The organism is Methylobacterium sp. D54C (assembly GCF_053345595.1).
In genome coordinates, this window is record NZ_JBKFAK010000014.1 from 94,664 (window position 1) to 116,825 (window position 22,162).

General features: G+C 70.0%; 19 protein-coding genes and 1 pseudogene. 5 read left to right on the forward strand and 15 right to left on the reverse strand.

Annotated features, from left to right (window positions below; all coding sequences use genetic code 11):
* Positions 1–21 precede the first annotated feature (21 nt).
* From ACLBYB_RS22555 to ACLBYB_RS22565, 3 genes are read right to left on the reverse strand one after another with little or no spacing between them, the layout of a single operon-like run.
* Positions 22–2,340, reverse strand: a complete 2,319-nt coding sequence (locus ACLBYB_RS22555) for a DEAD/DEAH box helicase (RefSeq protein WP_447700117.1) — start codon at positions 2,338–2,340, stop codon at positions 22–24.
* A complete protein-coding gene (locus ACLBYB_RS22560) occupies positions 2,337–3,686 on the reverse strand; it encodes an ATP-binding protein (protein WP_447700118.1) in 1,350 nt (449 codons plus the stop codon). Before ACLBYB_RS22560 ends, ACLBYB_RS22555 begins: the two co-directional genes overlap by 4 nt.
* Positions 3,683–6,991, reverse strand: a complete 3,309-nt coding sequence (locus ACLBYB_RS22565) for a TerB N-terminal domain-containing protein (protein WP_447700139.1) — start codon at positions 6,989–6,991, stop codon at positions 3,683–3,685. Before ACLBYB_RS22565 ends, ACLBYB_RS22560 begins: the two co-directional genes overlap by 4 nt.
* Before the next feature lie 370 nt (positions 6,992–7,361).
* Here ACLBYB_RS22565 and ACLBYB_RS22570 point away from each other — a divergent pair.
* The 3 genes and pseudogenes from ACLBYB_RS22570 to ACLBYB_RS22580 form a co-directional block, all read left to right on the forward strand.
* Positions 7,362–7,496, forward strand: a pseudogene (locus tag ACLBYB_RS22570) ((R)-mandelonitrile lyase); the annotation flags it as partial.
* Positions 7,497–7,635: 139 nt separating this feature from the next.
* The gene (locus tag ACLBYB_RS22575; RefSeq protein WP_447700119.1) at positions 7,636–8,451 is read left to right on the forward strand and encodes a hypothetical protein; all 816 of its coding nucleotides are present in this window, start codon (positions 7,636–7,638) and stop codon (positions 8,449–8,451) included.
* A gap of 8 nt (positions 8,452–8,459) precedes the next feature.
* Entirely contained in the window at positions 8,460–9,842 is a 1,383-nt protein-coding gene (locus ACLBYB_RS22580) for an FAD-binding protein (protein ID WP_447700120.1), read from the forward strand.
* A 286-nt stretch (positions 9,843–10,128) separates the two neighbouring features.
* Here the strand turns inward: ACLBYB_RS22580 and ACLBYB_RS22585 are convergent, their stop codons facing one another.
* From ACLBYB_RS22585 to ACLBYB_RS22605, 5 genes are all read right to left on the reverse strand, one after another.
* Positions 10,129–10,464: a cupin domain-containing protein gene (locus ACLBYB_RS22585; RefSeq protein ID WP_376770389.1), complete on the reverse strand. Its 336-nt coding sequence runs from the start codon at positions 10,462–10,464 to the stop codon at positions 10,129–10,131.
* Between the two features lie 37 nt (positions 10,465–10,501).
* On the reverse strand, positions 10,502–11,917 hold the full coding sequence (locus ACLBYB_RS22590) for a hypothetical protein (RefSeq protein WP_447700121.1): 1,416 nt from the start codon (positions 11,915–11,917) through the stop codon (positions 10,502–10,504).
* A complete protein-coding gene (locus ACLBYB_RS22595; RefSeq protein ID WP_447700122.1) occupies positions 11,914–12,900 on the reverse strand; it encodes a hypothetical protein in 987 nt (328 codons plus the stop codon). The genes ACLBYB_RS22590 and ACLBYB_RS22595 overlap by 4 nt, the downstream gene beginning before the upstream one ends.
* A 713-nt stretch (positions 12,901–13,613) precedes the next feature.
* Positions 13,614–14,720, reverse strand: a complete 1,107-nt coding sequence (gene atzD / locus ACLBYB_RS22600) for a cyanuric acid amidohydrolase (protein WP_447700123.1) — start codon at positions 14,718–14,720, stop codon at positions 13,614–13,616.
* 502 nt (positions 14,721–15,222) lie between these two features.
* Positions 15,223–16,167: a LysR family transcriptional regulator gene (locus tag ACLBYB_RS22605; RefSeq protein ID WP_447700124.1), complete on the reverse strand. Its 945-nt coding sequence runs from the start codon at positions 16,165–16,167 to the stop codon at positions 15,223–15,225.
* 242 nt (positions 16,168–16,409) lie between these two features.
* Between ACLBYB_RS22605 and ACLBYB_RS22610 the strand changes: the two genes are divergently transcribed.
* Positions 16,410–16,850 carry a hypothetical protein gene (locus ACLBYB_RS22610; RefSeq protein ID WP_447700125.1) on the forward strand — a complete coding sequence of 147 codons (441 nt, stop codon included), beginning with the start codon at positions 16,410–16,412 and terminating at the stop codon, positions 16,848–16,850.
* Positions 16,851–16,932: 82 nt separating this feature from the next.
* The gene (locus ACLBYB_RS22615) at positions 16,933–17,421 is read left to right on the forward strand and encodes a DUF302 domain-containing protein (protein WP_447700126.1); all 489 of its coding nucleotides are present in this window, start codon (positions 16,933–16,935) and stop codon (positions 17,419–17,421) included.
* A 257-nt stretch (positions 17,422–17,678) separates the two neighbouring features.
* On the opposite strand, the gene ACLBYB_RS22620 is transcribed toward ACLBYB_RS22615, so the two are convergent.
* From ACLBYB_RS22620 to ACLBYB_RS22650, 7 genes are all read right to left on the reverse strand, one after another.
* Entirely contained in the window at positions 17,679–18,365 is a 687-nt protein-coding gene (locus tag ACLBYB_RS22620; protein ID WP_447700127.1) for a zinc metallopeptidase, read from the reverse strand.
* A 175-nt stretch (positions 18,366–18,540) separates the two neighbouring features.
* Positions 18,541–19,332 (reverse strand): sulfur oxidation c-type cytochrome SoxA, encoded by a 792-nt coding sequence (gene soxA, locus ACLBYB_RS22625; protein ID WP_091681520.1) that lies wholly within the window; start codon positions 19,330–19,332, stop codon positions 18,541–18,543.
* Between the two features lie 9 nt (positions 19,333–19,341).
* Positions 19,342–19,662: a thiosulfate oxidation carrier complex protein SoxZ gene (locus tag ACLBYB_RS22630; RefSeq protein ID WP_020095601.1), complete on the reverse strand. Its 321-nt coding sequence runs from the start codon at positions 19,660–19,662 to the stop codon at positions 19,342–19,344.
* A 5-nt stretch (positions 19,663–19,667) separates the two neighbouring features.
* Complete coding sequence (locus tag ACLBYB_RS22635; protein ID WP_056531344.1) at positions 19,668–20,120, reverse strand: SoxY-related AACIE arm protein; 453 nt, start codon at positions 20,118–20,120, stop codon at positions 19,668–19,670.
* A 29-nt stretch (positions 20,121–20,149) separates the two neighbouring features.
* Complete coding sequence (gene soxX, locus ACLBYB_RS22640) at positions 20,150–20,596, reverse strand: sulfur oxidation c-type cytochrome SoxX (RefSeq protein ID WP_234083010.1); 447 nt, start codon at positions 20,594–20,596, stop codon at positions 20,150–20,152.
* 20 nt (positions 20,597–20,616) lie between these two features.
* On the reverse strand, positions 20,617–21,876 hold the full coding sequence (locus tag ACLBYB_RS22645) for an NAD(P)/FAD-dependent oxidoreductase (protein WP_020095604.1): 1,260 nt from the start codon (positions 21,874–21,876) through the stop codon (positions 20,617–20,619).
* Complete coding sequence (locus ACLBYB_RS22650; protein WP_170863003.1) at positions 21,876–22,160, reverse strand: cytochrome C; 285 nt, start codon at positions 22,158–22,160, stop codon at positions 21,876–21,878. Before ACLBYB_RS22650 ends, ACLBYB_RS22645 begins: the two co-directional genes overlap by 1 nt.
* Positions 22,161–22,162: the final 2 nt, after the last annotated feature.

Consider the following 22,162-nt stretch of genomic DNA (forward strand, 5'->3'; position numbering starts at 1 on the left):
CAGACTTTTCCGCTCTGAGTGTCAGGCACAGGTTCCGAGGATGCGGCGGGCGACGGCCGGTATCGACGCCGCGTCCAGACGCTCAGCTGTCGCAGCCTTTGTGAGTAAGGCGTCCGTGAGATAGGGGTCGTACTTCTCCCGGGCTGGCTTGGCGGCGAGGACCGCCAGCACCTCGCTGTCAGGCGGCGGCGATGCGGCCATCTCGGATAGGACTGCGCGCAAGTCGTCGGCGGAGCAGTCCCGTACCTCGACGGTGTGCCACAGGGGGGATGCCTGGAAGTTGCGCGCCAGCAGCGCCAGCGCGAGCGTCTCAAGCTTGAGGCTCCCGACCCAAGGAAAGATCACGCAGTCGCGCTTGATCTGCAGGATGGAGCGCCGGTCGAGGCCGTCCGCACGGAAGGCTTGCCTGCCCTGTTCGAGCAGCGCGCGCGCGCCGGGGTCGAGGAACGCCGGCACGTGCGTGCCGGCCAGGCACCTCTGCATCGCCGCCACGACCTCGTCGTGGATGGAGGCCCCGTCTCCGCCGAACCGCGGCGGCAACGCGGCCACGGTTGGGATTACCAGGAGCACCTTGGCGCGCGCGTCGATGCTCTCGACCCGCCATCTCCGGCCGTTGAAGATGATGGTCTGTCCCCGTGCGAGCGTCGTGTCGAGCGGCACGGTGCCCAGGGTCTTACCGCCTGCGACGACCACCCGGTACTCCTCGTCCACCTGGAACACGGCGTAGAAGTCGTAGCCCGCCGCGAGGCGCTCGCCGGCCCGGCCCAGCATCAGCAGGCCGTCCGGAGACATCTCGACAAGGGCCGCTTCCGGTCGGGCGATGGCGCGTAGCACCTCGACGAACAGGTCGCGACCGACGTTCCGGAACGGGCCCCGGCGGCACAGCACCTGCCAAGCCGTGTCCGGGCGCAGGCCCCCGGTCTGGGCGATCAACGCGAGTACCTGATGGACCAGGGTGGAGAGGTGAAGACCCTGCACCCGCGGCGGCTCGCACCACCGGTCTAAAAGAAGCTCGACCATGGCGACGGCCTGCGCGAGGTCGAGCCTGAGCCGATCGGCCGGGTGAAGCGTGGGGGCGAAGACGTCCTCCGCCACGTAGATGCGGAGGATCGACGGCTTCCCCTTGCGGCGGCCTGAGCGTCCCAGGCGTTGGCGGAGGGACGAGACCGACCAGCCGGGCCCGATCTGGGCCACGCTCTCGACGTCGCCGATGTCGATGCCGAGCTCTAGCGTGGTGGTCGCCACTGCGGTGGTGGGCCGCCCGTCCTCCCGCAGGCGCGTCTCGACCGTCTCGCGCTCGGCCCGCGCCAGATTGCCGTGATGGGGGAAGAACTCGTTGGGCAGGCGCGCCGCCTCCGAGAGCGAGCGGAGGCGGTCGGTGTAGATCTCGACGTTCTGGCGCGAGCCGGCGAACAGGAGGTTGCGTCGGCCCCGCAGCACCTCGAAGAGGTGTTCGGCGATAGGTCCGACCTCGGCCGATGCCGGGTGGGATCCGTCCTCCGGGCGGACGGGGAGGGTGCCCCTGGCGCCGGGGCCGGCGGGGGGAAGCGCTGGCGTGTCCCGTGACGGCTCCCGGCGCTGGGGGCATTCATAGCCGCGAACCTGCAGAAGCAGGTCGGAGCCGCCTTCCCGGCTCTCGACCAGCCTGACGCGATCAGGCTCGCCGGGACGCAGCGCCTCGCGGGCGAGCGCCATGTCGCCCAGCGTCGCCGAGAGCCCGATCCGGTCGATCCGGTCGCGGCCCGCGCCGGCCTCGATGCGCGACAACACAGACTGGAGTTGGCGCCCGCGCTCGGTCCCGACGAAGGCGTGGAGCTCGTCGATGACGATGGCGGCCAGGGCGCCGAACAGGCGGGGCGCGTCCCCCCCGCGGCGAACAAGCGTGGCCTCCAGGGACTCGGGCGTGATGAGCACCACGCCCTGCGGACGCTCCCTGGCCTTGCGCTTGGCGTCCGCGGACACATCGCCGTGCCAACGGTGCAGCGGCAGGTCGCAGGCTTCGAGCAGGCTTTCAAGGCGTCGGAATTGGTCGTTGATGAGAGCCTTGAGTGGGCTGATGTAGAGCACGGAGAAGCCGGGCCGACCGCCGTCCAGGGTCGGCAGCACCCGTGACAGGAGGGGCAGGAACGCAGCCTCCGTCTTGCCGGCGGCCGTGCGCGCGGCGAGGATCACGTCGCCGCCAGCGAGGATGGCAGGCACGGCCTGCTCCTGGACGTCCCGTAGCTCCGACCAGCCCTGCTGCCAGATCCAACGGCGGACCGGCTCGGCGAGCTTTTCGAAGGCCTGCGAGGCGCGGTCCTCGGAAAGGGCCGGGACCGGGGCCGCGGCGGGACCGGTCACAACTGAAGGCGCGCTAGTTCGTCGTCACGATGGACGGGCTCGCCGTCGTCCGGGTCGGCCGCGGCCGCCAACTCGTCGACGCCGCCGCGGTCCTCCGACACGGTCACGACGCCGAGCCGCTCGCGCCAGTCGGTCCCGGGGTTCTGCTCCAGAACCGCGAGCAAATCGACGAAGGCCTTTACCGTGTTGCGGGGCGTGCGGAAGTATGCGTCGCCGACGCGCGCCCGACAGTGGTCGAGGAACGCGTGCAGCGCCTCGTCCGGCACGAGGTGGCGCATCGGATCGCCGCCCGCAAACACGGTCCGCAGCCGCTCCAGCAGGACGAGCATCTCCTCGGGGGTCAGGTTCTGGAGCCTCACCACGGGCCCCGAGAGATCGACGAGCCCATCGGTGGCGAAGCTGTTCCCGGCGAGGCGGGACTGGAGCGCCTCGTACGAGTAGAGCCCCCGCCTTGTGTCGAGCATGAACTCGGGCGTGCCCCCGAGCACGAATCCCAGGCCCTCGACGGTGCCCTGCAAGACGTCGTTGAGAATGCGCAGGATCTGCTCGTAATTCTGGTTACGGGCCTGGGCGCTCTGGAGCTTGTAGAGGTTCACGAGCTCGTCGAGGCACACGAACAGCCCGCCGTAGCCCGCCATGCGGACGAAGCGGGCGAGCAGCTTCAGGCTGTCGTAGACGTTGGCATCATCGATGATGCTGCGCACGCCGAGGTCCTGCCGCGCTTCCGTCTTCGCCGTGTACTCGCCGCGCAGCCAGCGAAGGGCGTTCGCCTGCCGCGTTTCGTCGCCGTCCTCGTGGGCGGCCGCGTAGGCCGCCACCACGGTCGCGAAATCGTACCCCCCAACCTGTTCCTGCAGGTTGACGAGCCTTGCGCGTATCCAGGCCTCGGTGCCGCGGCCTTCCCGGCCCGCATGCTCGATGGCCTGGGCGACGAAGCGCTCCAGGACGTTGCGCAGCGCCCCCCCGTCCGGCGCGGTCCGGGTCGCGAGGTTGCGCACGAGTTCGGCGTAGAGCAGGCGAGCCTGTCCACCGGTCGCATGGAGGCGCCGGTCCGGGGCTAGGTCGGCCTGCAGGACGACGAGGTTCTTGGCGAGCGCAAGCTGCCGCACCAGGAACAGGAAGAAGGTCTTGCCAGCCCCATATTCCCCGACGACGAAACGCATCGCGGCGCCCCCGTCGGCCACCCGCGTGACGTCGGCGATGAGCGCTTCGATCTCCCGGCGCCGGCCGACCTGGATGTGCTGGAGGCCGAGGCGGGGGACGACGCCGGCCCGCAAGGCGTTGATGACGGTGTCCCGGTCTCGGGGCTTGATGGGGGGCGCGGACTTGGTCCCGGGGGCGGTCATGCGGCTTCCGACAGGGTCTCGGGGAGCAGGTGCAGGTTGACGTGGACGGGATCGCCCTCCTCGACGAGGACGTCGTCGAAGCAGTCGTAGGCCCACGCGTTCAGGTCTTCCATGGCGGCGCCCGGCATCAGGCCGAACTCGCGCGCGAGGCGGTCGAACTCGGCCCGTGGCCAGGCCGGTCGCGCGATCAGCTCGCGCAGGAGGCGGGCGTGGCGGGGGTCGAGGCCGGCGAAGGGGCCACCAGCCTCCGCTGCGTCCTCCTCGGCTCGTGCGGCCCCGGTAGATCCGGCGTTCGCCGCCTCCGGCTCGGTATCGAAGACGCCGGCGAGGACAGCGCTGATCGCGAACGTCTCGGCTCTGATCGCCGCCAGGCGCTCGGCATCGACCTGGTCCGCCGCCTCGGCGGCTACCGTGCGTCCGCCCTGGACGCTCGACGTGTCCGTGACTGCCGCCTGTCGCGCGGCCGCCGCCGAGGGGTGGGGCGCGGCGATGGGCGCCGGGGCACCGGGGATGGCGTAGGTTCTCTCGCTGTACGTTCCGAGCGCGACGCGCACCAAGTCGTCGGGAGCCGCGGCGACCCGCGCCGCATCGGGGCCGGGACCTGCCCGGTGCAGCGCCGCGTAGAGGCGGTCTTGATCGAGGCCCATCTGCCTGAACGCCTTTTCGAGGAGCGCGATTTCCGCCCGGTGATGGCTGCCGTCACTGGAGGCAACGCGCACGAGTGCGTCGCCGATGGATTGCCTTTGCCCGATATCGAGCTCGGAAAGTCGGGAGCGCAGCGACGGCAGCTCGGCGGGATGGGCTTCGAGCCAGGATGCGTCAGCAGCCAGGCGGCGTCGCTCGTCAGGGGCGAGGCCAGGCGTTGTTGCCACCAATTCGTTCAAGGTGGAGCGCTCATCGTCGGTGACCTCACCGTCGGCCTTCGCGACCAGCATGCCTACCGACAAGGTCAGGAAGGCCGCCTTGTAGATGTCCGACGGCGGGCCGACCGACTCGCTCGGGGCGTCCAGAGGGAAGAGCAGCAGGGCCGACGAGGAGGGCGCGCGCACGGGGAAGCGCGGGTCGGGGATGAGCCCCAGCCCGAAGCGGCAGAGCGTGTCCGCGAGGTCGCGGAGCCTTGCCGGCGTGGCCTTCTCCTGGGGCTGCCCACCCACCCGCGCGCACACTTCCTGGAAGGGCACGGGTGCGCCCGCGGCCGCGCGTGCCACCAGCCAGGCGAGGCCGTCGCCTACGGCCTCGCGCGACGCGCTCTCGCGCCGGCCCGGCGGCAGCAGCGCCAGGGCATGCAGGGTCTCGCCGGCCGAGGCGCCCCCTCTCCCTAGGTGCCGGCTATATGCGTCTAACCGCTCGGTGCACAGGTCCAGCAACTCGCGGCCGGTGGCGAGCGCCTCTGGATAGCGTGCCAAGTCAGGCAAGCCCTCCGCGCCGGCCGGGCACAGGTCGGCGCTGAAGGTTCCGCTCGCGGAGCGGTACCGGATGGGCGAGATTCCGCCCTTGCGGACCTTCAGGGGAAGGCCTCCGGACGGGTTCCTGCGACTGAACTCAGAGGTGAACTCGGACCTGAGATGCTCGAAGGCGCGACGTGCAGGGGTCCGCACCCGCGTTTCGGGATGCGACATCGTCCATGCCAGCAGCCAATCCGCATCGACCGGCCGCCCGTCCTGGATCCGGGCCCCGATCCCGATGCGGATCGCGGGTGGGAGGTCCCCGCCGCTCGGGAAGAAGACGGGCGGTGGATCCTGCCCGGGCGCGAGGTCGAGGATGTCGAGGGCTGCGAGAAGGTCGCCGGCGTAGCGACGGAACGAGCCGTGGTGGCCATACACGGCGAGCAGGCGCTCCACCTCGGCACGGATGGCAGGGCGGTCCTCGACCGACCGCTCCAGCACTGCGCGCCGCTCCAAGCCGTAAAGGTAGACGAAGACGTAGCCGATGTACGTGTCGGGTCCGGAGCGGTCGCCTGACAGCCATTCGAGGAACGCGCGTCGCGAGGACGGTCGCATGCTCTCGTAGGCTGGCCAGTAGTCCATGTGCTGGCCGACGGCATCGGCGTTGCTCTTGGAGACGGTCAGGCCGGGATCGACGAGGCAGTTGTCGTTGCGGCCGTAGCCTTCGGCGGGCGCCAGGATCCGGCCGACGTAGACCAAGCCGGGGATCGCGAAGCCGGCGACCGTCGCCCTAGCGCCCGCGGGAACCCATGCTTTGTCACCGGCAGCCCTGTGTGGCGACGGTTTCGCCGGCGGCTTTGGCGTCGCCGGCTCGCGGTCCGGGCGGCCCGCGGAACGCGGGGGCGGCGCTTCCGCGCTCGCCGAAAACTGAGGAGGCAAGCCCCTCGTGCCGAATGTCGCCCGGGGCTCGGGCGTGGTACTCGGCGAGGTGGCGGGGGGTGCACTTTCAACTTGAACGGACGCTACAGGCGGGACGCTGGGCGGGACGACGGGGGATGGGCCGACAGGCTGGGCTGCCGGAACGTGCGGTGCGCTTGCCGGTGGCTGGTGGACCGTTTTGTCGGGTTGCCCCGGAACGGTCGCGGGTGACGGGACCTGCCCGCCTTGAACGCCGCTTGGCCGCTCCGAAGTCTTGTCGGTGTCGTTCCCGGAGGCACCGCCCTCTCCCGACGCAGCCTGGGAACGCCGACGCATGCCCCAGAACGCTAGGAGGCCGCCAGCCAGGAGTCCAAGCGCCCAACGCGGCATCGCATTCGACCAGCCTGGACCGGAATGGGCCGACGCTTCCCCCTCGGCCTCGCTGGCGTCCGCGAATACTTTTGGAAGGTCGGGCGCGGCATTGGCGGCCGGCTCGGGGGGAGAGTCGGTGACGGGCGGCGCTTGCGGCGCCGGGTCCGAAGTTGCGGCGGTGCCCCCGGGAGTGGTGGGGGACTGGATCCCTCCCTGGGCCGTATCGTCGGCTGTTGCCGCCACAGGAGCCGGAAGGGCCGGTGGCGGGGGTGCGCTAGAGGTCGGCCAAGTGGGTGCCGATACGGAAGGGGCGGCCGTCTCGATCCCACCCGGCGGGGCAACAACGGCCTGCCTCCGCTCTCGCAAGCGGGCTACGGTCACGGGGTCGGCGCGTCCGCTTGGAGGCAGGCCTTCCGTTCGCTGAAAGCGGAGAAGGGCTTGAAGCGACTGGCGACCCCATCGACCGTCGATGACGCCGGGATCGAAGCCGAGTGCGTGAAGGTCGGCCTGTACGGCGCGCGCAGGCGCAACTGGCCCACCTTGCTGTGCCGAAGCCGGCGACGGGATGGAACCGCTCCCCGCGAGGGCAGTCATTCCGCAGAGGAGCAGCCACCGCGGCGCGGTTCGCATAGCCTTGGCCACGTAGGTCGCGCCCCCACTCGCAGCCGTCAGATCCCCGGTCCTGCGCCCTTCCACCCGACTGTATTCTAAGTTGCTGGGTCAAACCAAGGCCTCATCTGCAACCTGTGAGCCTCACTACCTCCTCACTCCTGGGCTCATGCGAAGGGACGCCTTTCGAGGGTTCACGCCGGCGACCGTCGGTCGACCGATGCCTCGTCCATCCAGTCGTGCCTGCCTGCCGTTTGCCGGCCCGCGGCCCGATAGCCTGAGCAGGCCGGCATCCAGCCTGCACAGATGGCAGGCACCAGTTCGTCAGACCCACTCCATCTCGCCCTTGATCGGCTTCAGCCCGTTCGTAGCCTTGAGCCTGCCGGACATCCCGCCCAGGGTGAAGCACTGGCACGGGGCCCTCCCCACCGCCGGGAAGAGCCACATCGCCCTGTCGGAGGCGGTCGACGGCAAGGTCGTCGACTGGCTGGAGCACGTCACCGACGCGCAGTACCGGGGTGAATGAGCCCTTCGAACCACGCGAGTGAGTAGCCCGATAGTCCGGTGCGCAGGCTGGGAAGGCTCTACCGCTCGACGCTGACAAGCCCTATTCTCTTCCCGTGACAAGAAGGGACGTGGGGCCAACCTCGCGTCGGACTAACGGTATGAGCGAGACCAGGGACTTGGCCGAACCTGTCGAAGCTGCCCGCCGCGCCGGCGCCGGTGCGAGCGGGCTTGCGTCTCTGCACGCCGACCTGACCAGTTCGACGAAGCAGCCACAGAAATCGCAGCCCGTCATCGTCCCGCGGTTTAGGGCCCTGGGACCTCACGTATCCGGGAATCCGAAGGGCAAGAAGGCTGCTAAGCGGGAGTTCTGGAGGAATGTCCGCCATGCCGGCGGTTCCGACGCGGCTTCGATGCTGATTCGGAGGGAGAACAGGTTCGATCCCCGAGCTGCCAGGGCCCCTGCGGTGGCCCATGCCGTTCCATCCGGTGTGGATGCAGGGTGGGCGGCCCTCGGACAGGAGTTCGGGTTCCTCCCGGTCTGGAACGACATCGCCGTCATCGAGCACCGGAGCCCGACCTATGTCGGGGCGCTGGCCAAGGTTGAAGGCGCATCGCGCAAGGTCGCCAGGCTGAGGGAACTCCTCGCAACGAAGGGCATCGACGACGTCACCGTGGTCCTGGCCATATCGAAGCCGAAAGCCGAGGAGATCGACCTCATCTGCGACCAGGACGCTCATGTCGTCGCGGTGCCGGAAACGTTCTGGGCGCAGGATGCGGCCGGACGGGTCGGCACCTGCAGGGGCTTGATCGCCCAACCCTCGGGCGTCGACCATCTCCTTCCCGGCATCACGGCCGACGAGATGAGGCTTTGCGACCGGGTCGATGGCCAATACTCGGGCAGGAACCCGGACCTGGATGAGGCGGACGTCGAGGAATGGCGGCATAGGGTGTTCGAGACGGCAAGGGTCGCCTAAGCGCCCCGATGCCTAAGGACCCGGTGCTGTCGGCGCACGCCGTCAGCGACAACCTGTTCGAGATCGGCGGAGAGTTCGCGCCCGCGAGCATCCGTGACCAGATGGTCAGGGCGCGCCTCGTCGTGAACCGCCTGATCGAGAACGGTCGCATCGGCAAGGGCGGTCCCGACCTGCTCGTGATCGGAGCCGGTTCCACCGGGCTGACGGCGGCCATCCGCGCGGCGAGCCTCGACGTCAGGACCGTCGTGGCGGACAAGGAACCGCCTGGCTTCCGCCTGAGCCGGTGCACGTCCAGGGACGTCGAGCCGACGCTATATGACTGGCCGGCCTCCCACTGGCCCGAGGCGCGTTTCCCCTGGGGTGGCGAGGCCATGCCGTTGCCCTGGACGGCGAAGAAGGCCAACGAGATCGCCCTCGACTGGGACATCCGGCTTCGGGCCTGGCGCCGCGCCCTCGGCAAACGGCTCGACATCCGTTACCGGACGACGGTCCGGCTCAGTTCGAACGTCCTCGCACCGTCCGCCACGCCGTCGGACCTCGTGGAGGTATCGTGCGTGAACACGGCCGTCCAGGCGCCCGAGAAATTCGGTGCCGTCATCAGTTGCATCGGCTGGGGACAGGAGAGCTGTGAGGGTCTCTCGGCGCCCTACCGAACCAATTATCGCGGCTTCGATTTCTGGGAGAAGGACGAGTTCCAGGATCGGAATTGCGGATTGGCCTCGCCGCCGAACATCCTGATCTCGGGTGGTGGGGACGGTGCCCTGCAGGACCTGATCCGGATCTTGACGCGGAGGAGCGCGGCCCAGGCCTTCGCGCTCGTCCTAGATGCCATGCGGGGGCATCCTGGCGTGCTCGCGGCGGTGACGGAGGAGATCCGCGAGGCCGAGGACATCGCCCGGCGCGCCCTGTCGTGGAACCTGACCGAGCGGCACGACGCCGCCGTGTTCAGGGGCCTGGAGGACGCGCATCTCAGGGCCATCGCCCACCTCAAGGGTTCCGCGGCCTGGCCATCGGTCCTCCGTGCCGTCCGGCTCATGCTGGTCGACCCGGAGCCGATAGTCCACGTGGGACACGGCAACCCGTGGTTCTCGCAGTGTTACCCGCTGAACCGTTTCCTCGGGCTCCTTCTCCTCGACGTGGCGGGCGGACGTATCCGCAAGCCGGAAACCCGCGTCGTGCGCGTCGTAGGCTACGGTCACGTCTGCGGCGGGATTCCCGGGGATTGCCACGGCAAGGCCCACGACGTGTGGATCCGGGATGCCGCGGGTGTCGTCACCCGGCACACCTACGACGTCATCATCCTGCGGCATGGCCTCGTGGGTCCGAAACGCTTCTTCCCCGGCGAAGCCCTTCGCGTCAGGCAGATCCTGCCCTATCGCGTCCAACCCTAGCGCCGGCGGTCGATCGAGGCTTCCCCAGGACCGAATGCGCGATCCGCGACCGGGACGCCGAAGCCTCATACGCCGCGACTGCTGAACTCAGCTCACGACGACATGCCGGAACGAGCGGGTAGTCATCGTGAACGCATCGGATAGGCTGCTCCGGGGATCCTATCCTTCGCCGGCCCCAACGACGTGAGGTCGACTTCGTCTGCGCCGACCGATGGTCATCAAGGCGCCCGACGCCGAGCATCGAGAGCGCAGGTCAACCCGGCAGGGTGCCGGTCGTGAAGGTCCGTCAGTCTCGATAGTGCTCGTACTCGACCCGTTCGAGCCAGCTTACGACCTTGCCGTCGACCGCCTTCTGGATGGCGATGTGGATCATGGCGTTCGTCGTGGTCGCGCCGTGCCAGTGCTCGACGCCCGGCGGGATCCAGATCACGTCCCCGGGACGGATCTCGCGCTTCTGCCCGCCGCGTTCCTGAACCCAGCCCAGGCCGGCGGTGACGACCAGCGTCTGGCCGGCTGGGTGGGTGTGCCAGGCCGTGCGCGGCCAGGCTCGAAGGTCGCGGACGCCAGTCCGGCGCGGGCTTGGCGGAAATGGTCGGTTCGAGGATTGGCTCCGGAGCGACATGACGTCGGGTCCCGGGAGCCGCCGCGGTCACGAACGGCTAGGGTCTCGCCGGACCGGCCGTCGCCCACGCGTCCCGGGCCGCGGACACCCATCCCGGTTCCGCCACCGCCACGAGGTAGACGGCTGCCGCGACGTAAAGGGTCGCGACCACCGGCAGGGCCAGGCGATAGACGGCGCGACCGCGACGGATCGGTCGCTCGACCAGCCTCGCCCACTCGGTGTTCGAGATGAACGCGTAGAGCTTCATGCGCCACTCCGCCCGGGCCTCGTCCGCGAGCCTGTTGAATCGGGCGTTCGCGAAGACCGTGACGCCGAGGCTGATCGCGAGAAGGAAGGCTGTCGCGAGCGTCACCCACCGCAGGACCTCGGCGCTCGCGATCTGTGGGGCCGTCGGTGATTTGAGCGCGAGCACGACGCCGGCGACGGCAAGGTCCCGCCACAGCGCGGAGAGCAGGTCGCGGGTCGCGGCCTGCGCGCGCGCCACCTCGTCCTGCAGGCTCTTCCTGAGATCGCCGAGCGTTTTCAGCGCGTCCTTGCTCTGGTCCTGCAGGTGGAAGGCGTAGGCCTCCCTCGCGCTCGCGAGGCTGCCCGGTAGCAGGTGGAGGAGGCCGTCGGGCCAGTGCAGGCCGTCGCGCCAGTCGAGGGAGAGGTGGTTGTTCAGGAACAGGAACCGCGCCTCAGCCTCGCGCGGGGCGGCGTAGACCCAGGTCGCGGCCTCGGTCAGGGGCTCCCGGATCTGGGTGGGCCAGTCGCTCGACGAGGGGACGACCGCCACCGGGGTGGCGCGGGGCCCCTTCAGCACGACGCGCTCCTCCCCGTCGACGGATCGGACCTCGTACGTCAGGGAGAAGGCGAGCTTCTCGACCGCGACCGCCGACCACGCGTCGAAGACCGCCGAGCCCGTCGCGGGCGGCGTCGTCAGCAGCCAGGGCCCGATCAGCGGCGGGGTACGCCCGTGGGTGAGGTCACGCACCAACTTGCGCGGCCGCTCCGGCGGCGTTCCGGCCTCGGGCGGCGTCCGTGCGCCGCCCCAGGGGGCCACCGTCAGCGTCATCGACGCGAAGGGTGCGAAGGTTGTCGCGACCCAGATGGCGAGAGGCTCGGCGACGAAGTCATCCCGAAGGGACGCCGCGAAGCCGGCTTCCGTCAGGAAGTAGCACCAGCCCGGCTCGCTCGCCTTCGTGAGCACGACGCGGAGCGGTTCCGTCTCCAGGTCTTCGTAGGGATGGGTCGCGGGATCAATCTCCCCCGAGAAGGTCCCGTAGACTTTCAGGGTACCCAGGCCCTCTGCGGCGACGAGCCGACCGACCTCGCCTAGGCGGGCGAGCGCTTCGGCATCGGCGCAGGTCGTCTCGTCGACGCGGCAGATCCCCACCGTCTCCGAGATTGCCGCTCCCTCCCGGGCCGACAGGTCGCGGAGCAGGCCGGCGAGGATGTCCCCGGCGGCGCTCATCGTTCGGTCACGTGGCCGGTCCGGATCGTCACGAGCGTCGAGCCGTCCGGTTGGGTCTCGATGCTTAGCGTGTCACGGGCTGCCTCCGGGACCACGATGTTGACGCCCTCCTTCGTGCGATATTTGCGCGGCCCGTCGGTCGGCAGCGCCGTCGCCTCGAAGGTGAAGCCCTCGCCGTCGAAGCCCTGGCCGGCGAGGTGCCGGTCGAAGGTCGCGCGGACGGCGTCGGTTCCGTGGACTCCGAAGTAGTCCCCGAAGAACCGGTCGGCGTCGAAGTCCGGCCTTCCCTCCGCGATGCGCACCAACCGCTGCTTGACCTGCGCAGTGATCTCGGCCGGCAACTCCTCGGCGTGGGCGCGCACCGTCCTGACGAGGGTACGGGTCACGGCCTGGGTGAGTTCGGCCTCCCCGTGCAGCCGCCGCACCCCGAGAAAGTCGCGGAAGAAGTCCGTGATGCCGGTCGGCTTGCTGCGGTCCAGCACGACGAGGCTGCCGCCGTCGGCGTCCAACTCGATGAGCGCGGATTTCTGGAGCGCCTTCGCCGATTCGGTCAGTCCGGTCACGACCGCGCGCAGGGCCGCGCCGGCATCGACGACGTCGAACGCGATGACCCGCTCGTGGTCGTACTTGATGAGCGAGTAGAGTTTGCGGGGGCCCGTCGCCAGCGTCGTCACCATCAGGATGCCGCGCCGGAAGCGCCCGTCGTCCTTGTGGAACTGCCGGGCCAGCGCCTTCGAGGCTTCCACGAAGGCCCCTGGCCCGGCCTCGGCACCCCGGAGCTCCACCAGGGTGGCCGAGGCCGCCTCGAACACGAAGCGGTTGCCGCGCAGCGTCTCGATCACGCGTCCGATGAAGAAGGGTTCGAACTCGCCGATGGGCGTGCTGTCGAAGAGCACGGGCTCCGCCTCGCCGTGGTGCACGACGTGGAAGATGAAGTTCTCGACGCGGAGGGCAGCCCTCTCGGCATCCGTCAGCAGCGGCATCCCCGACCCTTCCCCCCGGCCCCCGCATCCCAGGATGGAGGTTCCGCCTTTGTTCTATTTAGCACGAGCGCGGGGCGTTGCCAGCGTGATCGTGGGGCAGCTGCCGGCGATCCAGATCCCCAGCGACCGTCGGCCTCCACCCGAGGGTGATTTAATGCCCCACAACGTCAGGATGTTGTGGCCGCCGGGACTTACCACTCCGTGCCAATGGCAGCTTTCGGAGGCTAAACGGCCATTCCGAGGGCTTTGTTCGAAAGGCTGCTTATGGCGCAACGGAGACCTACAAGCTGGGCGGCTGCAGCGTCCGCTTCGGAGAAGCCACGAAAGGAAGCTAAGCGGCCGAGAAGAACGACAAGCAGGGATTGCACACTGGTCCATATTTATAGCAGAATTTCAACGACATAGGTGTTCGCGCTTTTGTTCCGGCTGGCGCGCCAATAAAATCAAGCGCTTGGCTGCATCTGGCGGCCTGCCTAGCTTCTCTTGGGAAGAATTCGGGGCGAAATGGCTCCTGCCGTGTACCCGCGGCTTGGCTTGTTCCTCATCGCCCTTTGATGCGCAGGCCGATTTCGCTGTTGCGGCCTTGCGCCCACTCTCGCAGCCTGATTTTCACCAACGGGCGGTTGCAGAGGGCCGGTGCAAGGGACAGGTCGAACGGCCTTGTCCCTGACTCTCGGCAATGCGGACGCACTTCTGCTTCCCCGCCCCCGGCTTCAGTCCCTCACGCGGGCTATGACCGCTACCGGGCCGCCGCCATCCGGCCCCTGATGCTCAGCGCCGCCGGAGACGAAGAGGTCTGTCCGGCCGATCGCCGCGGCGGCCACGCCGCCGACCAGGGCGCGGGCGTGCCGGGTGGCGTTGATATCGCTGTCGTCGTTCATGATGTGGCGCCGTCCCCGGATCAGGCCGTCATGGGAGGGCTCCGCTTTGGCGAGCAGGGCGATCACGCGCTCCGCCTCAGGAGGCGGCAACTGCCCCGCCTCCAGGAAGCCGAGGTCGGTGAGCACCCGCCGAATCGCGGACAGGTCGATGCCGTCGTCCATGACCCGGTGGGCGATGGCGAGCGGGCCGGTCCAGCCCTGGGCGTTGCCGAGCACGATGATCTCGTTGCGCATCAGCTCGATCCCCGCCGAGCAACTGGCGCGGCCGGAGAAGAGATCGCGTCGGGTGCCGATGGCGGAATCCGCGAGATGTTCGCGGTCGACCTCTCCTAGGGCGAGCGCGATGCCGAGCGCCGAGGCGCCGCGGGATAAGCCCATCGAGGCGTAGGTGTCGTGTGTGGCGACGCCGTGGCCCCGGGCGGCCGCCTCGGCGATCCGAGCGCTCGTCAGGAGCGGGCACTTCACCTGCACGAAATGCACGTCCGCGGGATCGGTGAGCCCCGCCTCTGCCATGGCCCGGCCGACCGCCGCCGCAGTCGCCTCGACCTGCGCTATCCGGCCGATCTCCTCCGCGCGGAACTCCTGGGTGAAGGCCGTGGCGATGGCGAGCGCCTTGCCCTCCGGCACCGCGGGGCCTTCACGCCGGGCGAGGACGAGGAAGTGCGGCGACAGCCCGCCTTCGGTGCCGCCGGACATGACGAGGGCGATCCGCGCTCCGACCTCCGCCGCCGTACAGCCGAGGGCGGTGGCGAGCGCCGTCTCCAGGGCCATCACCGCGAGCTGCCGGGTGAAGTCATTCACGCAGCCGTTGCCCTCGGTCTTGCCGAAGATCGCGACGATCTCGGTCGCGTCCACCGCCCCGGAGGCGACGAGGCCCATCACCTCGGAGACGTCGGCGGGATGCTGCGCGGGCACGCGGAAGACGAGGCATTCGGGCATGGGGGAACCGGGGTGGAACAAGAAGGGGCGCCGCCCTTCCATTGGGGCGATCCCGTCGTCTGTCCGCGTCCAGCGACGACAGAAACCGGCACGATCGGGTGGCCATCAGGGGCAAGCACAGACCGGACCATATCTGGAGAATCCCCGAGCCTTCTACCGCGCGGGAGAAGCAACGCGTTGATCGGCTCCCGACGCCGAACCAGCAGGGTGGCCCAATCTGTGGTAGAAGCAGATCGTCTCTAGACCACTCCATGCCGCCGTTCCGGTAGCGACCCTGGCTGTGTCGAAACCTCGATGGTGGTAGCTCTGTCCGGCACGCCCGGGGGGCGGCATGGAACGGTTCGTTGTCGGCGCCGAGCGCGATCAGACGACGCTGTTCCCGCCTTATCTCGAAGATCGGATCGCCGAGGACAACCCTGTCCGGGTCGTTGATGCCTTTGCTGCCTCCAGGGGCATCCAAACGGAAAAGTGTCTCAGGGACCGAGGGGCGTGAGGCTACGAGTTATACCGCATCTTCGCGGGCGCTACCGGCCTCCCGTCCCAGGCGAACCATGACCTCCCGCAGCCAGCGATGGGCGGGATCGCGGTCATAGGAGGCGTGCCACAGCATGGAGATGACGATCTCCTCGGTCGGCACCGGCACGGGGGTCGTCGCCAGGCCGAGCTGTGTCGCGAAGGTCGTAGCCAGCTCGTCGGCCATCGTGGCGATCAAGGGCGCGGCCTGCACGTGAAATGGCACGGTGGCGAAGCGCGGCGTCGTCGCCGCCAGCCTCCGCGTCCGGCCCACCTTCGCGAGCGCCTCGTCCACCACCCCCGGACCGACGCCGGTCAGGTACGTCAGGATGTGCGGGAAGCGGACGAAGTCGTCGAGCGAGAGCGGACCGCTCACGCCGAGCAGCCGGGGATTGAACAGGCTCAGGAAGCCGAAGCGATAGAGGGGCCGCACCTTATGGTGGACTTGGCCCTCGGAGATCATGCCGACGGCCATGTCGATCCTGTCGGCGTCGAGGTCCCCCTGCACGCTCCCGTAATCGAGGCCGACCAAGTGCAGGCGGATGCCGGGCGCCTCGCGTGCGAGGAACGCGAGCAGGCGCGGGATGAGACGTACCTCGACGCTGCCGGGGATGGCGAGCGTGAAGGACCGCTCGACCTGCGAGGGGACAAAGTCGTCCTCCCGGAGGACGACGCCCTGGAATTGGCGCAGGGCGGCGCGGACCGGCTCGACGAGGGCGAGCGACCGCGGTGTCGGGCGCATGCCGTCCGGCGTGCGCGTCAGGAGCTCGTCGCCGAGGAGCCTGCGCAGGCGGGCAAGGCTGCTGCTCATGGCGGATTGCGTGATGCCGACCTTCGCGGCAGCGCGCGTGACGCTGCTCTCGGTGAGGAGTGCGTCCAGCGCCACGACCAAGTTCAGGTCGATGCCCGCGAGGTCACGGTGCTTGATCGTCATGGTCAGGTCCGCCGGTGGCTCGCGACCAGGGTCTCGGCGACCGGACAATGCGGCATCCGACCGAGCGGGACCATCAGACTTCCGAGTTGCATCGGCCGCGCCATCGCGGCCGTCGAAGCCGGCCCATCATTTACGGCGTAGATACTGGGTATCAACCGCATCTGTTTGATGAATGCGCCTCCCGGCAGCATCTCCTCCTCATCGAAAGACGGGCCACCCCGTCACACCGAGAGGATCGAGAGATGACCCACCCTACCATCACCCTCACCGCCGCCCTGACGATGACCGTGGCGTCCCTCCTGCCGGCCGCCGCGTCGGAGGTGACCCTCGACACCGCCGCGCACGGCGCCTTCTCCGTCCCCGCCGTCATCGGCGCGGCCCACCATACGCCGGGTCTCGCGCTGAGCGCCGCCGACGTCCGTGCGCAGGGTGGTCTCCTCGTACCGGCCCTCACGCGCTGGCAGGAGGCTCGGCCGGCCATCGCCTCCGTCGAGCCCTTCAAGGCGCCCGCAACCATCACCGTCGCCTATCGGAGCCGAGACGTCGCGACGCATGCCGCGCAGGTCCTCAAGCAGGGGGGCTTCGCGACCGCGGGCGTCGTCCGGTGGCTGCCCGACGCGCCTGTTACGGTCGAGGCCAACACGAACACGATCAAGCTCGGGTCGCTTGAGGCCATGAACTGAGCGAGCACTCGGACAGGCCGAGGACGAGCAGTCGAGGCCCGCCCGGCGAGCCGCCCGCTGCATGAAGTCAGGAGATCAGATCATGTCCGACCACTTCGCGTCGACCGAAATCGCGGTCGAGCACGTCATCCTTTCCTCGGCCAAGTCTTTCGAGGCGGTCCGATCCGCCTTGGAGGCTTCGGTGCCCGTCATCGACCTCGATTACGCCACGCTCCTGAAGGCCGGACGAGTGGACGAGGCGCGCGACCTCCTCGAACGGCAGGCGCCGCTCTCGATCTTCGGCTCCCGAGACCATGGCGATGTGCTGCGCACCGCCGGGTTGAGCCGCAAGGCCGTCCAGTACGACATCGGCAACCCGCTGACGGCCGCGTCGATGACCCGGCACGCCGTTTCTGCCGCCTTGTACGCGCCGATCCGGGTGCTTCTGCGTGAGGATGCCGAGGGTGGCGTCGCCTTCGAGTACGACCGCCCGGTCAGCACCTTCGGCCAGTTCGCGAATCCGCAGGTCGACCGCGTCGCTGGCGAACTCGATGAACTGCTTCGGAGCACGCTCGCCGCGGCCGCAGCGTGAGGTGAGGCGCTCGAGAACGCCGCGGATCGGGGCCGAGTGTCTCCGTTCCGCGGGGCGCGCCGTGACACGGCAGCTCTGTTCCACGCGCGGTTCCGACGCTTGTTCGGCTTCACGGCATCTTCGGCCGCGACCAGACCTTCCCAAAGCCACCCATCCGAGACGTTCGAGCGGTCGCTCGGTGGTGACAGAGGCTGGCTGATCGAAGGCAGTCCGCAGGCGGCCGAGCAGAGCAGGAGCGGACGCGCGTTTGGTAGGTCTCAGAACCGGAGGAGTCGCCGGAAGCGGGCGATGTTGACGAGCGACACGAGGGACGAGGCCACGTAGGTGAGGGCTGCGGCGCGCAGTACGGTGCGGGCGCCACGCATGTCGTCAGCGTCGAGGAAGCGGCCCGTTTCCAGGATGGGCAGAGCCCGGCGGTAGCTCGCATCGAGCTCGACGGGCAGCGTCAAGAGGTGAAACACGAGGCGAACGCTGAGGAGCGCGATGCCGAACCCGACCTGCAGGGTGAGCAGGGCGGGGGATTTGATGACGGCGAGCATGATGGGCGCGGTCATCATCACCAAGCCTGCGGCAAGCTCGAAGCCCTGCACGACCGGCGCGAAGGTCACCCGCGCCGCGAGCAGCCGGTCCCCCGCCGCGTGCTGGAGCGCGTGGGAGAGCTCATGTGCCGCCACCGCGACCGCCGTGATGGAGCGGCCCTCATGGTTCTCCGGCGACAGGCGCACGACGTTCGCGACCGGATCGTAGTGGTCGGCCTGCGCGATCTCGACGGGAACGTGCTCGAGCCGTGCCAGGTCGAGCAGATGGCGGGCAAGCTCGCCGCCGGTCCCGGGCAGGTCCGGCCTCTCGGTGGCGTGTTGCCGCATCACCCGGCGCACCCACCACTGGGGGCCGAACACGAGACCGAACAGCAGGGCGGCGCCGAGCGCCAGGAGGATCGGCATACCGGGTATGTAGGCGCGGGGCCGAATCCGTGGAAGCGCGGCGCCGGCTCGACCGCTGGAGCCACAGTCGTGGATCGACCTGTGGCTGAGGCGTTCGCGCTTCGGCCGTCCGGCGGGTCACCGCGGCGGTTGACAAGGTGCGCGCGGCGTCGAGCGGTGGCCAGTCCGCGCTCGATCAGGGGCGCACGGCCGGCGTCTCCAGCGGCAGCGGCGCGGCGCGCGTCGCGAGGTAGAGTTCGAGCGCAACATAGTCCGGCGCGCCGTACCCGAAGGGCTCGGCGCGCATGCCGGTGAGGCAGTTGCGCAGGCGCCGCTGCAGCGAGCCGAGACCTTGCCATTCGAGGCGGTAGAGCGGGTAGCCGGTCGGGTGTCCCTGCGGGATCATCGCTGCGCCGAGGCGGTGACCCCGATGGTCGTCGTGGCAGATGGCGCAGGACAGGCCGAGCTGGCCCTGGCGCGTCTCGAACAGCGCGCGACCCGCCGCCCGCGCGGGCTCGAGCCGGGGATCGTCCGGCGGAGCGATCGGCAGCCCGCGGGACTGCGCGGCGACGAAGGCCGTGAGCGCCAGCAGGTCGGGGCTCTCGTAGGCGAGGGCCTCGGAGCCCTGATGCTCGCGGCGGCACGCGTTGACGCGAGACTGGAGGTCGATGGGCCTGCCCGTCCGCGCGTCCCAAGCGGGATAGCGTGCCGCGACGCCCCGCATCGTGGACGAGGCCTCGCCGTGGCAGCCGGCGCAGGCGAGTCCCCCGGAAATGGGCGCCTTCGCCCAGAGGTCCTCCCCGTCCGCGACCGCGAGCATGCCGGGATTGGCCCCGTCGTCCCGCTGCATCGCCTGGATCTCGGGGCTCATCTGGTCGAAGCCCGAGCGTCGCTCGGCCGGCGGGACCGGCTCCGACCGCGCGAGAGGGCTGGAGAGGAGCAGCGCCACGAGCGCCGTCTGCAGCGGGGAGCCCGAGCGGCGCGGCACGGCGGAGACTCAGGCCACGGTGATCGCCGCGGATTCGGTCTGATCGAAGCCGCCATCGCCGCGCCACGTGAAGCTGAAGCGGCCGCTGCGCGTCGCGACCCAGGTGAAGGTCAGGTAGGGGTTGGCCGCCGAAGCGGGAAACAGCTCGGCCCGGAAGATCTCCTCGTCCTCGAAGCGGCAGACGAAGTCCGTCACGATGTTGCGCGGCAGGATCCGGCCGTCGGCACCGGGGCGGAAGCCCGTCTCCATCGGGTGCGAGATCAGGGTCCTGATCGTGATCGTGTCGCCGGGCTCGGCGGTCTTCGGCAGGTTGATCAGCGTGCGGGCCATCGGGGTCAGCCCTCCAGGCAGGCGGCGAGGGTCACGATGGCATCGGCGCTCGCCGACCAGTAGGTCCCGTCGCTCATCTCGGCGATGGCGGTGATGCGCTGCGTGTCGGCGAGCCGGATGCGTGTCGAGACCTGCGCGCGGCCGGCGCCCGGCCGCAGGTGGACCGTCACGACGTTCGGCTGCGGGTTCCTCTCGTTGAACACCCCGATCCGGCGCACGTGATCCTCGGGCGTCATCGCGCTCTCGACGGCGACGGTGAGCGGCACCGTGTTGCCGTTCTCCACGAGCGGCGGCAGGTCGAGGGTCACCCGGCCCGGTCGGATCGGGTTGTCACCCGCGAAGCGTCGGATGGCGGATTCCGTCGTTTCCGTGCGCGGGAGCGTCGCCGCGGCGGCGGGGCGCAGCGCGACGGCGAGCGCGGTGCCGACCGCCCCGGCGAGCACGCCGCGCCGGTCCATCGAACGCACGCTCCGTCTCCTGTGCCTGCTCATCGACCTTCCTCGGGACCCGCCTCGCGCAGCGTCGCCAGGAAGGCGACGACATCCTCGATCTCGGCCGCGCTCAGGATCGGCCGCCCCTGCCACGGCCGCCCCACGCGGGTGAGCCCTGTCAGGCTATAGTACGGTGGCATGATCGTCTCCGGGTTCAAGACCCGTCCGTCCACCAGCCGCAGGCGCAGCTGACCCGAGCCCAGCCGCCCGCCGACGCCCGCGAGATCCGGGGCGAGGTTGCCCTGGAACCGCTCCTCCGGGAAGGGCCCGGTATGGCAGAGAAGGCAGAGCCCGCGGGTCCGGTCCACGACGATGGCCCGGCCGCGCGCGGCATCACCCGGCGCGCCGGTCAGGCTCTCGGGGATGGCGTCGCCGACGATCGCGGTGGGGACCAGGCCCTCCCCGGCCTGCGCCGGCGGGGCGGCGACTGCCAGCACGAGCATGGCGGCCACGCGGCCTTCCCTCATCCGAACACGTCCCGGGTGATCGTCCGGTACCAGCTCTCGCCGTAGGCCGCCTCCTGCGCGCGCACCGCGTCGGGCGCGTCGAGGGGGCTGATGCCGCCGGCTCCCGGAACGTCCGCCAGGAGGCCGTCGGTCGGGCGGAAGACGCCCGCGATCGAGATGCCGTTGCCCGGTGCGACGAGGCTCCAGCAGGTGTTGATGAGCCTCGGGCTCTCGGGCTCCCGTCCGGCCATCAGGTCGATCACCGCCTGCGCGCAGACTTTGGCCTGCGCGTTCGCCGAGAAGGCGGATTTCGGCATCGCCCCTGCGATCGCCGCGTCGCCGATGACATGGATGCCCGGCACGAGGCGCGATTCGAAGGTCACCGGATCGATCGGGCACCAGCCGCTGCGGTCGGCGCAGCCGGCCTGCGCCGCGATGGGGCCGGCGCGCTGGGGCGGGATGATGCACGCCACATCGGCCTTGTACTCGGCGAAGTCCGTGCGAACGACCATCGCGGCGGCGTCGACTTCCGTGACCGCACCGCCCGAGGCGAGCGGCACGTATTCGAGCACGTCCGGGTACAGCTTCGCCCAGGCCGCCTCGAACAGTTTCTGCTTCGAGAACGTGTCCTTGGCGTCGAGCAGGACGAGCTTCGCCTTCGGCTTCCGGGTCTTCAGGAAATGCGCGATCAGGCTCGCGCGCTCGTAGGGGCCGGGCGGGCAGCGATACGGGTTGGCGGGTGCCGAGAGGACCACCGTGCCGCCCTCCGGCATGGCCTCGAGCTGGCGGGCGAGGAGCACCGTCTGCGCCCCGGCCTTCCAGGCATGGGGCATCGCCTCGGCGGCCTTCGCGTCGTAGCCCGGCACGGCGTCGAAGCGCAGCGCGATGCCCGGCGAGAGGACCAGGCGGTCGTAGGGCAGGACTGTGCCGTCGCCGAGCGTCACCCGGCGCGCCACAGGGTCGACCGCATCCGCCGTTCCGCGCACGAAGCGGAGCCGAGCCCGGCCGAGGGCCTCGTAGCCGAAGGTCTGGGCCTCGATCCCGCGCAGGCCAACGACGACCGCGTTGCTGCCCGTGCAGGCGACATAGCGCTCGGCCGCCTCGACCAGGGTCACGTCGACGCCGCCCGCGGCGAGGCAGCGCGCCGCCGTGGCACCCCCGAACCCGGCGCCCACGACCACGACGCGCGGCGCTGTGCCACCGAGGGCCGGGCGCGCCAGCGCGGCGGCCGCGGCTCCGCCGATCAGGGCGCGGCGGGTCGGAGAAGGAGCGCGCATCACCGCGATCCCTGCGCCGCGAACCAGGCGGCGATGGCCTGGCTCTCCTGCGCGCCGAACCCCTTGGCGATGCGGTTCATGAGCGTCGCCGGGCGCGCGCCGGTCCGGAAGGCCTCGAGGGCGCCGACGATCTCGGCTTCCGGCCGCCCCGCGAGCACGCCCATCGCGGAGCCCTCGGCGTGGCATCCGGTGCAGGACGAGGCGCCGGGCGGCGGCCGCATCTCGGCGGCGCACGCGCCCGTTCCCCCGGCGAGGGCGGCGAGCAGCGCGAGCGCCGGCGTCATCG

Excerpts from the sequence above, each read along its gene's own strand:
- ACLBYB_RS22620 (WP_447700127.1), bottom strand. The coding sequence starts at position 18,365 with ATGCCGATCCTCCTGGCGCTCGGCGCCGCCCTGCTGTTCGGTCTCGTG.
- ACLBYB_RS22605 (WP_447700124.1), bottom strand. The coding sequence starts at position 16,167 with ATGACGATCAAGCACCGTGACCTCGCGGGCATCGACCTGAACTTGGTC.
- ACLBYB_RS22650 (WP_170863003.1), bottom strand. The coding sequence starts at position 22,160 with ATGACGCCGGCGCTCGCGCTGCTCGCCGCCCTCGCCGGGGGAACGGGC.
- ACLBYB_RS22610 (WP_447700125.1), top strand. The coding sequence starts at position 16,410 with ATGACCCACCCTACCATCACCCTCACCGCCGCCCTGACGATGACCGTG.
- ACLBYB_RS22615 (WP_447700126.1), top strand. The coding sequence starts at position 16,933 with ATGTCCGACCACTTCGCGTCGACCGAAATCGCGGTCGAGCACGTCATC.
- ACLBYB_RS22575 (WP_447700119.1), top strand. The coding sequence starts at position 7,636 with ATGAGCGAGACCAGGGACTTGGCCGAACCTGTCGAAGCTGCCCGCCGC.
- atzD (WP_447700123.1), bottom strand. The coding sequence starts at position 14,720 with ATGCCCGAATGCCTCGTCTTCCGCGTGCCCGCGCAGCATCCCGCCGAC.
- soxX (WP_234083010.1), bottom strand. The coding sequence starts at position 20,596 with ATGCTCGTGCTGGCAGTCGCCGCCCCGCCGGCGCAGGCCGGGGAGGGC.
- ACLBYB_RS22560 (WP_447700118.1), bottom strand. The coding sequence starts at position 3,686 with ATGACCGCCCCCGGGACCAAGTCCGCGCCCCCCATCAAGCCCCGAGAC.
- ACLBYB_RS22645 (WP_020095604.1), bottom strand. The coding sequence starts at position 21,876 with ATGCGCGCTCCTTCTCCGACCCGCCGCGCCCTGATCGGCGGAGCCGCG.
- ACLBYB_RS22585 (WP_376770389.1), bottom strand. The coding sequence starts at position 10,464 with ATGTCGCTCCGGAGCCAATCCTCGAACCGACCATTTCCGCCAAGCCCG.
- ACLBYB_RS22635 (WP_056531344.1), bottom strand. The coding sequence starts at position 20,120 with ATGGACCGGCGCGGCGTGCTCGCCGGGGCGGTCGGCACCGCGCTCGCC.
- ACLBYB_RS22565 (WP_447700139.1), bottom strand. The coding sequence starts at position 6,991 with ATGCGAACCGCGCCGCGGTGGCTGCTCCTCTGCGGAATGACTGCCCTC.
- ACLBYB_RS22580 (WP_447700120.1), top strand. The coding sequence starts at position 8,460 with ATGCCTAAGGACCCGGTGCTGTCGGCGCACGCCGTCAGCGACAACCTG.
- ACLBYB_RS22630 (WP_020095601.1), bottom strand. The coding sequence starts at position 19,662 with ATGGCCCGCACGCTGATCAACCTGCCGAAGACCGCCGAGCCCGGCGAC.
- ACLBYB_RS22595 (WP_447700122.1), bottom strand. The coding sequence starts at position 12,900 with ATGCCGCTGCTGACGGATGCCGAGAGGGCTGCCCTCCGCGTCGAGAAC.
- ACLBYB_RS22590 (WP_447700121.1), bottom strand. The coding sequence starts at position 11,917 with ATGAGCGCCGCCGGGGACATCCTCGCCGGCCTGCTCCGCGACCTGTCG.